The organism is Methylocystis silviterrae, assembly GCF_013350005.1.
Taxonomy (GTDB): domain Bacteria; phylum Pseudomonadota; class Alphaproteobacteria; order Rhizobiales; family Beijerinckiaceae; genus Methylocystis; species Methylocystis silviterrae.
This window is the reverse complement of record NZ_JABVWW010000007.1, coordinates 191,892-204,669: the sequence shown is the minus strand read 5'-3', so window position 1 is coordinate 204,669 and position 12,778 is coordinate 191,892. Positions and strand designations below refer to the sequence as shown.

Here is a 12,778-nt window from a genome sequence, read left to right as displayed (position 1 = left end):
AGCGATACTGACGAATTGAAATAAAAGCCCCCGGCCCAAAAGGCCGGGGGTTTTCGTTTGGAGCCGCCCCGCGCGGCCTGTCGCGCAAACCAAGCGCGGCTTCTTATGACGACGCGCCTTCTACGCGAAGGCGCTGCGCCGAGCGTCGAGAGGCGTTCTACAGGCCCCCGGCGAAATCCTGCGTAACGCGTTTGCTAGAGCAGAAGCCCGTGTCCCTTTCGAATGCCTCGATGAGCGCTGCGTCCTTTCGACGCAAATAATGCGGTCGTTTTTCCTCGCGTCAATTTCTGGCATTTGTCAAAAGTAGGATCAGCGTCCGGCGGCGCTGGCGATGCAATGGCATGACAATAGTCGAGCCGCGAACCAAAAATCCGCTATAGAAGAACCAGGGCTCAGCAACGTTCGCCAACAAGAGCGACAGCCCGGGACTCAATTATGGATCGAGGGATGGAAATGAAGAATTGGCGTAGCGTTGCAGCTGCTGTTCTTGGCGCGTTTTTCTCGCTGGCGTTGACGGCCCCGCTGCGCGCATCGGAGGGCGGCGCAGGCCCGGAAGCCATGTCGATGGGCAATATGTGCATGGTCATGTTCGGTTATGACATGATTCACATTACGGCCTATCAACCCGGCAAATCGCGCAGCGAATATTGCGCCGAGATCCCGACCGCCGGACCAACCATTCTGGTGTTCGACATCGAAAATCCGACGTTTCGCGACATGCCGCTGGAACTGCGAATCATTCGCGATCCGCTGACGCCGATCACGAAGGGCACCGATCTTGAGGCGCTGACCGAAGTTCATCGTCCCGCGACGAAATACACCAAGGGCACCTTCAATCTGGAGCACGACTTCAAGGACAACGGCCATTATATCGGCCTCGTCACGCTAACCCGCCCCGACGGCACGCAGGAGACGTCCGAATTCAAATTCACGGTTGGCGAAACCCTGTGGGCCTGGGTGCCGCAGATCGCCGGGACCGTGCTCATCGCCGGCATCGTTTTCGTGTATTGGAAGCACACGCATCCCTCCGGCAAGAAGAAGGATGCCGACGCCGCCGCTGTGTCTTGATCGCGGCGACATGCGTAAACATCTCAAAACAAAAAGGGGCTCAGGCCTCTGGGGAGGGACGCCATGACTAACGCTGACAGAACTTCGCCGGCGCGCGTGCGCCGTCAGGCCGGGTTCGGCTTCGCCGCCGCCGCCGGGGCTTGCGCCATCGTCATAGTAGCCGCGTTTGGGACGAGCCCGGCGCTCGCGCATTCGTTCCTTGTCGACGCTACGCCTTCTTCAAAGGAACATGTCGCGGCGCCGCCAAAGACCATCAAGTTGCGGTTCGGCGGCGGAGTCGAGCCGCCTTACTCGAAGATCACCATAGAAACGCCCGACGGCAAGGTGCTCGCCCAAGGGAACAGCGCCGTTCCCGACAAGCCGCGCGAATTGTCGGCCGATGCGCCGGAACTCGCGCCCGGCAAATATATCGTGCGCTACCGCGTGCTCTCCACCGACGGCCACATCGTCGAGGGAAACTACGAGTTCACCGTGGACGCGAAGTAAGAGCGATCAGGCGACTTGACCGGCTCGCGGCTACGCTAGCGCGACACGCCGCTCGCTTCTCGCATTGTAGTGCGGGCTGAGGAGATGAGCGCCAGAGGACATCGGGCGAAACAAAAATGTATCTCTCCCTTGCGGTGATCCGCTTCCTATTGAGCTTGCCCTCGGCCCTCGCGGTCGGGCTCCTGCTCCTGCCGCGTCTCATCGGCGAGGACGGCGGGCGCTTCAAGCCTGCCGTCGCGGCGCTGGCGCTGGTTCGCGCCCTTTTCGGCTTCGCGCTGCTGTACGTCACCGCGCGTTCGATCTTTCCCGCCGATCGCCCGCTTGAATTCGACACGCTGTGGGAGTTTACCGTCAACACGAGCGTCGGAAACGCCTGGATCGGGACGCAGCTGGTCGCGTTCCTCTTCGCGGCTCTTGCGGTAGCGCGCCTCTTCGTCGCTTCAGATTTGCTCGATCAGGTGACGCTGTGGGTCGGCGTGATCCTTATCGCCGTTGTTTCAGTGACCGGCCACGCCATCGACGACGGTCTGCCGCGCTGGACCCAGCTGAGCTTCCTTCTGCACACGGCCGCCGGCCTCACTTGGCTTGGCGGCTTGCTCGGTCTCGTCTGGTGGATGTTCACGGCGCGCGGCAAACCGCCGGAAGTTGCGGCGCAACTCGCCGAACGCTGGTCGTTCATTGCAAAGGTCGCTATGGCGATCGTCGCCGTCTCGGGATTTGTGATCGCCTGGGAGAACGTCGGAAGCATCCCGAATATGCTGGCGACGCCCTATGGTCGGCTGCTGACGCTGAAGCTGGTTTTTCTATGCGCCGTCTTGCTCGCGGCGTTGGCGCTCGCGCGCTACATCACGCGCCGGCCTGAAGGCGAATTCGATACCGGCTGGTATACCAAGGTCGGCGCGGGCGAGTCGGTCTTTGCGCTCGCGCTGCTGTCGATCGCCGGTTACATCGCGGTCATCACGCCAGCCGCGCATGAAACCAGTCTCTATTGGCCGTTGCCGTTTCGCCTTTCTTACATCGCGACGTGGGGACAGAACCCAGCGATGTTCAGCCCGATCTGGTGGTGGGGCATCGCCGCCGTCGTTCTTGCGGTCGTCGCCGCGCTGATCTGGTGGACGCCATCGACTCGCCAGTATCGTCTCTATGCAACGCCAGCCATTTCCGTCGCGGCGGCGATTTCGCTCGCCGTGTCCTTTGCGACAGAGGCCTATACCGACACGTATGACGATCCGACGCAGGACTACACTGCGGAATCGGTTTCGCGCGGGCTCGCGCATTTTCAGGAGAACTGCGTCGGCTGCCACGGCGCGCAGGGCGAGGGAAATGGACCGCTCGCCAAGGATCTCAAGAACGAGCAAGGACTCCTCGTGCAGCCCGCCGATCTGACTGCCCCTCATGTCGGCACCCATACGATCGGCGACATCTTCCACTGGCTGACTCACGGCGGACAAAGCGGCGTTATGCCGAGTTTCCGCGAGCAGCTCGACGTCGACGATCGCTGGGACGTGATCAACTTCCTGCTGATGATATCCTATTCGAACCGGTCGCGTTTCATGAGCCCTCAGCCCATGATTCAATGGCTGATTGCGCCGGACTTTGCGCTGATCGATCCCGACGAGGACGTAACGTCACTCTACAGGCTGCGCGGCGTGCCGACGCTGATCTCTTTCGCGCGCTGCGGGTCGCCAGACGGCGATCCAAAGGCGCGCGCCGCCAGCGTGAAGATTGCGCATGACGCCGCGAAAGCCGCTGGCGCAAACCAGGTGACGATCTACGACGCGGCCTGCCCGCAGGAGGCGAAAGGTCGAGAGGTGGTTCATCCAAAGGCGGTCGAGGCCGCCTATTCGGTGATCAACCGCTACCCCAATGAAACGCCGTCGGAGGAAATCGAGGAGGCGCATTTCCTTGTGGATCGTTCCGGCTATGTTCGGGCGCGTTTCCGCACATTTGCCCCCGACGACGGCAACGCTCAGAAACTTTCTGGCCTCGTCGCCGAATTCGCGCGTGAACCCTTGATCGAGATCAATCTGCATTCGCATTAGCGCGCCATATTGTCGCAAGCGAGAGCGAGGCGCGAGGGTATCGGAGCCGCGCGTCCTTCGTCATGATGGCAGTCAGGCCGGCGAAGAGAAAAGGTCCGGCGCAAAAGGGAGAAGCGAGATGCTGAAGCGGCGTGAATTTTTGCTGACCGGCGGGACTCTGCTCACCGGGACGGCGCTCGGGCTCTTTGCCGGGCGTGGTTCCGCGGCGGCGCATGAGTACGACGTCGGCAATCTGAAAGTGGAGCATCCCTGGCTTCGCGCTCCCGTCGACGGCGACAACAAGGCGCAGTTCTACGCGATGCTGCATAATAATGGCGCGACGCCCGACAGGCTGATCGCCGTCAAGTCGGAAAAATTCGGGAAGGCCGAGATCCACGGCGACCCCAAGAAGCTCGACCTCATCACGCCTGTCGTCCTGCCGCCCAAGTCCAAAGTCACGCTCGCGCCTGGCGGCGCTTATGTGACGCTCTTGGACATCAAGAAGCATCTTGAGGTGGGCTGGGGCCTGGAGATGACGCTCGTCTTCGAAAAGGCCGGCGAAGTGGTTATTGACGCGGCGATCGATGCGCCGGATGCGGCCCATGCGCATGACGCCGAAGCGATGGAACGCTGGCAAAAGGCGCATGGCCAGGACTCCGCCGGGCCTAAGGAAGGCGGCGACTCGCATCACGAGCACCACCACATGGATAAGAAGTGATCGCGGACGAGAGGGTCTTGACAGCGTAACGCAATTAAAACCGGCGGCTCGAAAAGCAGCCGGTTTGGAACCCGCCAAAAAAGATTGCGCGCGTCGACAGACGCGCGCCTTGCTTGTCGCCTGCGAAATTAACGGAGATTAGCGGTCGATCGTCACCAGTCGCCCGGCGAAAACGCCGCCGTCGGTCGCAACAGGCGTGGCCTTTTGCGCGGGCGAGCCGATCGGCAGGGCGAAGCCGAGAACGAATGCGGCCATCGCCATGGCGGCGACCAGCAAAAGCGAAACGCGAAACTGACGACGCGCCGAATCCCTATCGAAGCTGCGCGTGAAGGCGGGCTCCATCTGATCTTCAAATTTGTCAACGAGCGACATTTTCCCTAATCCTCTCGCATTCGCCCTTGTGTAACGCTTGACCTCTCCCCAAGGCCCGCGCGCGATTGACTCGCGTCGCCGCGTTCTCAAGACAGAAACGAGGATGGGCTGAAAAAGTTGCATCATTCTTCGGAAATTTTATAAATTTTTAAGAAGTGCGTGAAACGGGGTTAACACTTGGCAATATTGATTTGATCAAGTTGAGCCAAAGCTCAGTCGCCGATTCGGGCTATTTGATAAAAGATGTTTGTTTTTCCTTAGAAAACACCGATACGCAGCATGGCGAGCAATCGCGCCGGCGCGTGGCGCGGCAGAGCGGCGATCGCGCGTACCCCTGCGCGAGGTTGTTGAAAGTCTTCATCAACAATAGACCCTCGTGGCCCTGCGAGCCTCGTGAATCTCGTTGCGACGCTACGCCGCGCAAATTATGGTGCGGCGCACTATCCCCTCCGCAGGAACTCGACTCCAATGACCTTCCTCGCCAACGCCCTGTCGCGCGTGAAGCCCTCGGCAACGATCGCGGTGACGCAGAAAGCCCGCGACTTGCGCGCACAGGGTCGGGAGGTGATCAGCCTCTCCGTCGGCGAACCCGATTTCGACACGCCCGAGCACATCTGCGCCGCCGCCAAAGCGGCAATTGATCGCGGCGAAACGCGTTATACGCCGGTGCTCGGAATTCCGCCGCTGCGCGAGGCCGTCGCAAAAAAATTCAAGCGCGAAAACGGCTTGGACTACAAGGCGTCCGACACGATCGTCGCCACCGGCGGCAAGCACATCCTGTTCAACGCTTTTCTTGCGACGCTCAATCCCGGCGACGAAGTGATCGTTCCGGCGCCTTACTGGGTGAGCTACCCGGAGATGGTGGCGATCTGTGGCGGAACGACCGTCTTCGTCGAAACGCGGATGGAGGACGGCTTCAAGCTCCAGCCCGAGGCGCTCGAGCGCGCCATCACGCCCAAGACCAAATGGCTCGTGCTCAACTCTCCGTCGAACCCTTCGGGCGCGGCCTACACATTCGACGAAATGAAGAAGGTGACGGACGTTCTGCTGCGCCATCCGCAGGTGCATGTCCTCACCGACGACATCTACGAGCACCTCGTCTATGGCGACTTCAAATTCGTCACGCCGGCCCAGGTCGAGCCGGCGCTCATGGAGCGCACGCTCACCATGAACGGCGTCTCCAAGGCCTACGCCATGACCGGCTGGCGCATCGGCTACGCGGCGGGGCCCAGCGCCCTGATCAAGGCCATGGACCTGCTCCAGGGCCAGCAGACGTCGGGCGCCTGTTCGATCGCGCAATGGGCGGCGGTCGAAGCCCTTGAAGGGCCGCAGGACCATCTCGCCGTCTTCCGCAAGGCTTTTGAGGAGCGGCGCGACCTCGTGGTCTCAATGCTCAACCAGGCCAAATATTTGAAATGCCCGACGCCGGAAGGCGCTTTCTACGTGTTTCCCTCCTGCGCCGACGCCATCGGGCGTAAGACCCCCGACGGGAAGGTCATCGAAACCGACGAGGACTTCGTAACCGAACTCCTGGGAACGCAGGGCGTCGCCGTGGTGCAGGGCTCGGCGTTCGGCGTCGGTCCTAATTTCCGCGTGTCCTACGCCGCGTCGAATGCGTTGCTCGAAGACGCCTGCCGAAAGATCCAGGCTTTCTGCGGAAGCCTCATTTAATCCTGCGATGCGTTGCGCATTGCGCCCGCCGCTCTAAACTGACGCCCAGCGCGTCAGGCGGCGGGCCGTGGGCGAGTGGCTTCGCCAGGAGGGCAAAGTCTCCCGGCCCGGAGAGCGCGGGACTAAATTGCAAGTCCGTGGGCCGTTCGGTCGACGGACTCAGGCTCTTGCGGAGACCTACATAATGACGATGTTCGCTCTCGTTTTCCTCGCTCTCGTCAGCGCGCTGATCGCCTACATCTCCTTGCTGCCCGATAAATTCCGCATCGCCCGCTCGATCGTGATCGACGCGCCGCCGGAAGTGGTTTTTCGCCCCATCAACGACTTTCACAATTGGGCCGACTGGTCGCCCTGGGCCAAGCTCGACCCCGATATGAAGGATGAATATGGAGGGACGCCGCAGGGTTATGGCGCGACCTATTCATGGTCCGGCGACAAGCAGGTCGGAGTCGGCCAGATGGAGATCGTCGAGAGCCGCCAGGGCGAGCGCGTCGGCATCAAGCTCGAATTCAAAAAGCCGTTCAAAGCCAAGCACGACGTGCAATTCAATCTCAAGCCTTTGGGCGAGAACAGCACGGAAGTCACCTGGGCGATGTCCGGCCACCATGAATTTGTGGGCAAGGCGATGCATAAGTTCTTGAACATCGACAAGACGGTCGGGGCGCAATTCGATGGCGGCCTCGCTGACCTAAAGCGAGTCGTCGAGTCGCAGCCGAAAATCGCCGCTGATTGACCGCGCGAGCGGCCTATGGCGCCGTGAAGGAAGCCGCTGATGCTTTTTGGCTTGCAGATCGCCGCAATCACGAGCGTCGCGCTATGCGTAATTCCGGCGGGCGCGCATTTTTTCGAGCGCGCCAATAAGATGGCGCTTTCGCCGACCGACTACATGATTGTTCAGCAGATCTACGCCGGCTGGGCCTATTTCGGAATCGCCGTCGTTCTCGCACTACTGACGACGCTGGCGCATACGCTCGCCGTTCGCCGCAACCGGATTGCCGCGGTCCTCTCGTTCGCCTCCTTCGTAACACTCACTGGAACGCAGGCGATCTTCTGGACGTGGACCTATCCCATGAATGTCGCGACGCAGAATTGGACCAAGATGCCGGCGGCGTTCGAGGCGGCGCGACGTCAATGGGAAGATTCGCATGCTGTGGCGGCCGTGCTCGTCTTTGCGGCGCTTTTGCTGCTTGCCGCCTCGGCACTTATTCACAACTCAAAAAATGCGCGGCGCGCGAATTAGGCGCGCCGCGCGGAATGAAGTGGCGCTACGCCGCGTCGAACATTTCCTCGACATGTTCCCAATTGACGAGATGATCGAGAAACGCCTTTAAATAGTCGGCGCGGCGATTGCGATAGTCGATGTAATAGGAGTGCTCCCAGACGTCGGCGACGAGGATCGGCGCGGCGCCATGGATGAGTGGATTTTCCGCGTTCGGCGTCTTGCGAATGGCGAGCTTTCCATCCTTCGCTTCGAGCCACACCCAGCCGGAGCCGAATTGGCCGAGGCCTTCCTTCTGGAATTCTTCGCGGAATTTGTCGACCGAGCCGAAGGACTCGATGATCGCCTTCTCGACCTTGCCGGGAATGGCGCCGCCGCCGTTCGGCTTCATCCACTTCCAATAATGGTGATGGTTGAAATGCTGGGCGACGTTATTGAAGATCGGCGTGTTGCGGTTGTAGGCGGTGACGATCACTTCCTCGATCGGCTTGCCTTCGTATTCGGTGCCTTTCACCAGATTATTTGCATTGGCGACATAGGTCGCGTGATGCTTGTCGTGGTGATATTCGAAGGACTCGCGGGAAAGATAAGGCTGCAAAGCGTCGTAGGGATAAGGCAGATCTTCCAGGGTGAAGGACATAATTCTCTCCTGAATACGTTAGACGAGCGTAGCCTGTCAGCCTCAGCTGCACGCGCTTAACTAAACCCGCGCGCCGCATGCGGCAATATCGCGAGATCCCGAACGGCGCAGCTATGTTCGCTTTGTAGCGACAAAAAAGCATGGCTCGTCGGCGACCGAGCCATGCTGCAATCTTCGGGCCGCTTGCTTAGGCGATCGCGTCGCCCGCTTGCGTCTTCTTCTTTGCGCCTGCGCGCAGCATCCACCACATCAGGCCGACAAGCGAGAAGAAGCCGACGGCGTAGAGGATATATTCAATCAGTCCCCAGAAGGTGTAGAGCCCAACCGAGAAGGGAAAGCGCGAGACCCATTCATTGCCAAGATCGTCGCGCACAGTGACAATTCCGACATAACGACCAGCATCCTTGAAGTCGTGTTCGAAGGTCATGATGCCGTTGCGATAGACCTTCGGCTCGATATAGGCGACGGTGACCGCATTGAGGTTGGTCTTTTCTTTTTCTTCGCCGACATCTTTAACAATGCGGATGCCGATCGCCATGTCGCGCAGATCAGGCGAAACCGCTGTAAGCGCAATGACGGTCGGCCCGGTTTTGGCGATGTCCTCGCAAAACTCCGCTTCTTCTCCCGAGCGCTGATAGCCGATGAAGTGCATGGTGTTCGGACCGATCCGCAGCACGCACTCGTCTTGCTCGAGCATCACGCCGCCATGCGCGAAAGCGGCTGATGGCGCGACGAAAAAAGCTGCGGCCGCAATCACTGCGCCAGCCAGCAGCCCGCGCACGCCAGTTAAACTTTTCATCTACGGTTCTCCCCACGATTGCCGACGTCGGCCGGTTTTCGGCACTCCTCCGCCGCACGCGCGCGTCGACGCTGTGACGATGACGTTTGTATTGATTGATCGAATTACGATGTGACACCATGCCGCATCTTATAGATACTATTATCTAATTGAAAAGAAACGGAAAAAAATACTCCAGTGCGGATATGGCAGATAAATTCAACCACTATATATTGATGTTTATATAACTAACATACATATATCTTGATTTGAAATTTCGCGGCGGCGCGGCGCTGCGCGCGCCCTCAAGTATTCGCGCGTCTTCCCCGGGGACTTGCGTTCCTATGGCGGTCGGCGCGCCTTGTGATAGGTTCCGGCCCGGACAATCACTGAAGGATGACGATGAGACGATACGGCCTGGGCGTCATTTTTCTCGGGCTCGCGCTTGCGCTTTCCGGCGCCTATGGCATGTGGACCGGCTGGGATTACATCCAGCTCGAGCGCGGTTGGAGCCTGTTCATCGGCGGCGCCACGGCGGTCTCTGGCGGCGTGGTGACGATAGCGCTTGGGCGCGCAATCGGCGTTTTGGGCCGCATCGCCGACAAAGTTCCTGCGACGCAGGCGCGCGCGGCGGCAGATCTGGTTGAAGATGCGCCGACGCCGCAACAACAGCAGCAGCCTGTCCCGACCACGCCGCCGCCGCCGGTTGAAGTCGACCGTTATATCGCCAGCGGATCCATCTATGTGATGTTTTCCGACGGATCGGTTGAAGTGCAGACCGACGGCGCCGCGCGGCGCTATCCTTCGCTTGCGGCGTTGCGCGCCGACACTGGCGTCGGCGGCGGGTGACGCGCACTCAATTGCGCGCCGCGCTCCACATCAGGAAGAGCGCCGCGTCGCCTGGCAGACCTTCTGGGAAATCGACGATTTGCGCGGCGATACGAAAGCCGCGAGGGTGCAGTTCATTACGCCACCGGTGAAAGACGTCGGCTGGCTCGCCGCGCAGAGTCGCTGGCCAATCGGGGTCCGGCGCATTGATCGCGCGGCCGCCGTCGGCGCAAAGCTGCGACGGAAATCGGATGAGCACATGTTCGGTGAGTCCGGCCGCCGCGCTGCGTCGCGCCTGCTCCAGCATCTCACGCCATTGCGGGTCCGTCAGCCGCTGGCTCGCGAGATCACGAATGCGTTGTTCGCGCAGTTCGATCGCCACCCGTCGACGTTCGACGCGCTCGAGGTCGAGCTGACGCTCATGCGCTGCGACGAGCTCGCGAAATTCCAGCGCCGTCGCGACGGCGCAGCGATCGCCTGTCTGCTGCGGAAGGGAGATCAGCGGACGACGCCGATGCGCCTCCAAAGCCATGGCGGTAAAGCCTCCCGCCATCGCCTCCATGACTTCTTTGCGCAGCACGAGGCCGATGATCTTGTGCCCTTCAACGACAGGGATGCGTTTGAGGCTATGGCTCTCCATAATTCGCGCGATGTCGGGAACTTTGGCGAAGTCGGAAATCGATATCGCCGGCGACGTCATCACTTCGCGCAACACGCGACCATTCGAATGAAATACCGGCTTGGGCCTGTTGCGCAGCAGAAATCCCGGAATGGCGCCAAGGTCGGGCAGGGGGTGCGGGCGCGCCTGTTCGAGATTGCTGCGCGTCACGATTCCGATAGGCGTCAGTTCGTCGTCGACGACCGGCACGGCGCCCAGCCCGCATTCAGCGAGAAGTTTCGCGACGTATTCGAGATCTGCGTCCGCCGTTACATAAGGAAAGTCGCTGTTCATCAGATCGCGCGCGATCATGCCGCCGTCTCGCCTCCCGATCCCCGTTTGCGCTCAGTCAGATAGTTCGATCGTCACCGGCACGTGGTCGGACGGGCGGGTCCAGCTGCGCGCGTCGCGCAGCACGTCTAGACGTTCCAGCCCGCCGCCAAGCGCCTCGCTCACCAGAATATGGTCAAGCCGGCGCCCCCGGTTCGACGCCTCCCAATCGGCGGCGCGATAGCTCCACCACGTATAAAGCTTTTCTTCCGCCGGCACGAAATGCCGCATGGCGTCTACCCAAGCGCCAGCCCGAAGCACTCCGGTAAGCTTCTCGACCTCGACTGGGGTGTGGCTCACGACTTTCAATAGCGCTTTATGGCTCCAGACGTCATGTTCAAGCGGCGCGACATTTAGGTCTCCGACGAGCACCGCGCGGCCGCGCGAGACCCCTTCAGTGACAATCCAGTCGCGCATTTCATCGAGAAAATCGAGCTTGTGCTGAAACTTCGGATTGATGTCGACGTCAGGCTCGTCGCCGCCGGCCGGCACATAGAAATTATGCAGCGATATCGGGCCGCTCCGGGCGTCGATTTCCACGCAGATATGACGCGCGTCGCCCTTTTCGCAGAAATCGCGCTTCTCGACGAAACGTAAGGGCCGCTTCGAAATGACGGCCACGCCGTGGTAGCCCTTCTGGCCATTGATCGCGATATGCTCATAGCCGAGCGCGTGGAGATCCTTCATCGGGAATTCGGCGTCCCGACATTTTGTCTCCTGCAGGCAGAGCACGTCCGGCGCCCGGCTCTTGAGAAAATCGGCGATCAGCGGCAGGCGCAGCCGCACGGAATTGATGTTCCAGGTGGTAATCTTCAGGCTTGCTGCTTTCAATGCGGATCAGCTCTTGGTCTTGTCACCGAAGAGGAAAGGCGCGACGTCCCTGACGCCCGGCTGCTTCTCGGCGATGAAGGGCGTCGGTCGACAGACGGCCATGGCGGAAAGACCGACTCGCGCGGTGAGAAGCCCATTCAATACGCCTTCGCCGAGCTTTGCGGAAATGCGTGCGGCGATGCCGTGGCCGAGCGCCTGCTGAAGGATAGAGTCGCCGACCGCCACGCCGCCGGTGATGGCGAGATGCGCGCCGACCGAGCGGGCCAGCTTGAAAAACCCGAGCAGCCCCGGCTTACCGCCGTAAATCTCCGCGATTTTTCGCATCAGCACGATCGCCTGGCCGACAACGAAAAGCACGTCGAGGAGCGCGCGCGGGCTGATCGCCGTAACGACGGAGACGCGTTTGGCGGCGCCGGCGATCTCGCGCCGCGCTTCTTCGTCTAGGGGCGCGACGAGATTACGCTCGGCAAGCGTGATCAGATCGCGTCCGTCGATAATCCGCTTCAAATAGTCGTTGAGCAGTGCGCGCGCCCGGCCGGTGTCCGGGCGATCTTCATAGAGCTTGCAAAGTTCGCCGACGCGCTCGCGCGCAGCCTTACCGTCATCGCTCGCATGCGCCTCGGCCAGCGCGGCATGCAGCTTGGCGATACGATTCTGCCGACCGATGGCGCGAAACTCGCGCGTGATGGAGATGAGGGCGGCGACGGCGGCGAGACCCGCAAGGCTCAGTCCCACCATGCCGAGAAGGGCGGAGCGCTGGAACAGGTCTTCGACAAACCCCCATATCCAGAGCGTGAAGGCCAGGGACATAAGCCCGCTGACCGCCGACAAAAAGACGCCGCCCCATGAGAAAACGTAGCGGCGCAGCATGCCGTCGGCCTGCGCAGCTTCGACGGCGGCTTCATCCCCGGTCAAGCCGTCCGCGAGCTGGGCGGCCTCAAGCGCGAAAGCGTCAAATTCCGCTTCGACAACCTCGATAGACGGCGTCCCGGCATCGTCTGTCGACGGCGTCGCCTTGGCGGTGACCGTCTGGTCGCCTTCGAGCCGAAAAGCCCGTGGACGCGGCCTGCGTTGCTCAGTCATTCGATTCCTGATTTTAGCCTTCTTACCGCCTCGAGTTCGAAAACGCGACGCGCGGATGTGTCGCGCGAGCTTCCA

At 60.9% G+C, this 12,778-nt stretch carries 14 protein-coding genes; 8 read left to right on the top strand and 6 right to left on the bottom strand.

The window, feature by feature from the left end; genetic code table 11:
• Positions 1–447 precede the first annotated feature (447 nt).
• From HUN39_RS10720 to HUN39_RS10705, 4 genes are all read left to right on the top strand, one after another.
• Positions 448–1,068 carry a hypothetical protein gene (locus HUN39_RS10720; protein WP_232366033.1) on the top strand — a complete coding sequence of 207 codons (621 nt, stop codon included), beginning with the start codon at positions 448–450 and terminating at the stop codon, positions 1,066–1,068.
• A gap of 63 nt (positions 1,069–1,131) precedes the next feature.
• Positions 1,132–1,554, top strand: a complete 423-nt coding sequence (locus tag HUN39_RS10715; protein WP_175094496.1) for a copper resistance CopC family protein — start codon at positions 1,132–1,134, stop codon at positions 1,552–1,554.
• Between the two features lie 116 nt (positions 1,555–1,670).
• Positions 1,671–3,596 (top strand): CopD family protein, encoded by a 1,926-nt coding sequence (locus tag HUN39_RS10710; RefSeq protein WP_175094495.1) that lies wholly within the window; start codon positions 1,671–1,673, stop codon positions 3,594–3,596.
• Between the two features lie 118 nt (positions 3,597–3,714).
• Entirely contained in the window at positions 3,715–4,293 is a 579-nt protein-coding gene (locus tag HUN39_RS10705; protein ID WP_175094494.1) for a copper chaperone PCu(A)C, read from the top strand.
• A 138-nt stretch (positions 4,294–4,431) separates the two neighbouring features.
• On the opposite strand, the gene HUN39_RS10700 is transcribed toward HUN39_RS10705, so the two are convergent.
• Positions 4,432–4,665 (bottom strand): hypothetical protein, encoded by a 234-nt coding sequence (locus HUN39_RS10700; protein WP_014893014.1) that lies wholly within the window; start codon positions 4,663–4,665, stop codon positions 4,432–4,434.
• A 468-nt stretch (positions 4,666–5,133) separates the two neighbouring features.
• Here HUN39_RS10700 and HUN39_RS10695 point away from each other — a divergent pair, with 468 nt between their 5' ends.
• From HUN39_RS10695 to HUN39_RS10685, 3 genes are all read left to right on the top strand, one after another.
• A complete protein-coding gene (locus HUN39_RS10695; protein ID WP_175094493.1) occupies positions 5,134–6,336 on the top strand; it encodes a pyridoxal phosphate-dependent aminotransferase in 1,203 nt (400 codons plus the stop codon).
• Positions 6,337–6,520: 184 nt separating this feature from the next.
• Positions 6,521–7,069, top strand: coding sequence for an SRPBCC family protein (locus tag HUN39_RS10690; RefSeq protein ID WP_175094492.1), 549 nt, complete (start codon positions 6,521–6,523; stop codon positions 7,067–7,069).
• Between the two features lie 39 nt (positions 7,070–7,108).
• On the top strand, positions 7,109–7,576 hold the full coding sequence (locus tag HUN39_RS10685) for a hypothetical protein (RefSeq protein ID WP_175094491.1): 468 nt from the start codon (positions 7,109–7,111) through the stop codon (positions 7,574–7,576).
• Positions 7,577–7,601: 25 nt separating this feature from the next.
• Here HUN39_RS10685 and HUN39_RS10680 read toward each other — a convergent pair whose 3' ends face one another.
• Positions 7,602–8,195 (bottom strand): superoxide dismutase, encoded by a 594-nt coding sequence (locus HUN39_RS10680; RefSeq protein ID WP_029651728.1) that lies wholly within the window; start codon positions 8,193–8,195, stop codon positions 7,602–7,604.
• 187 nt (positions 8,196–8,382) lie between these two features.
• Positions 8,383–8,994, bottom strand: a complete 612-nt coding sequence (locus HUN39_RS10675; protein WP_175094490.1) for a hypothetical protein — start codon at positions 8,992–8,994, stop codon at positions 8,383–8,385.
• 381 nt (positions 8,995–9,375) lie between these two features.
• Between HUN39_RS10675 and HUN39_RS10670 the strand changes: the two genes are divergently transcribed.
• Positions 9,376–9,822: a hypothetical protein gene (locus tag HUN39_RS10670; protein ID WP_232366032.1), complete on the top strand. Its 447-nt coding sequence runs from the start codon at positions 9,376–9,378 to the stop codon at positions 9,820–9,822.
• 7 nt (positions 9,823–9,829) lie between these two features.
• Here HUN39_RS10670 and HUN39_RS10665 read toward each other — a convergent pair whose 3' ends face one another.
• From HUN39_RS10665 to HUN39_RS10655, 3 genes are read right to left on the bottom strand one after another with little or no spacing between them, the layout of a single operon-like run.
• Positions 9,830–10,771, bottom strand: a complete 942-nt coding sequence (locus HUN39_RS10665; protein ID WP_175094488.1) for a CBS domain-containing protein — start codon at positions 10,769–10,771, stop codon at positions 9,830–9,832.
• 33 nt (positions 10,772–10,804) lie between these two features.
• The gene (locus tag HUN39_RS10660) at positions 10,805–11,620 is read right to left on the bottom strand and encodes an exodeoxyribonuclease III (RefSeq protein ID WP_175094487.1); all 816 of its coding nucleotides are present in this window, start codon (positions 11,618–11,620) and stop codon (positions 10,805–10,807) included.
• 6 nt (positions 11,621–11,626) lie between these two features.
• Positions 11,627–12,703, bottom strand: a complete 1,077-nt coding sequence (locus tag HUN39_RS10655; RefSeq protein ID WP_175094486.1) for a YcjF family protein — start codon at positions 12,701–12,703, stop codon at positions 11,627–11,629.
• Positions 12,704–12,778 lie beyond the last annotated feature (75 nt).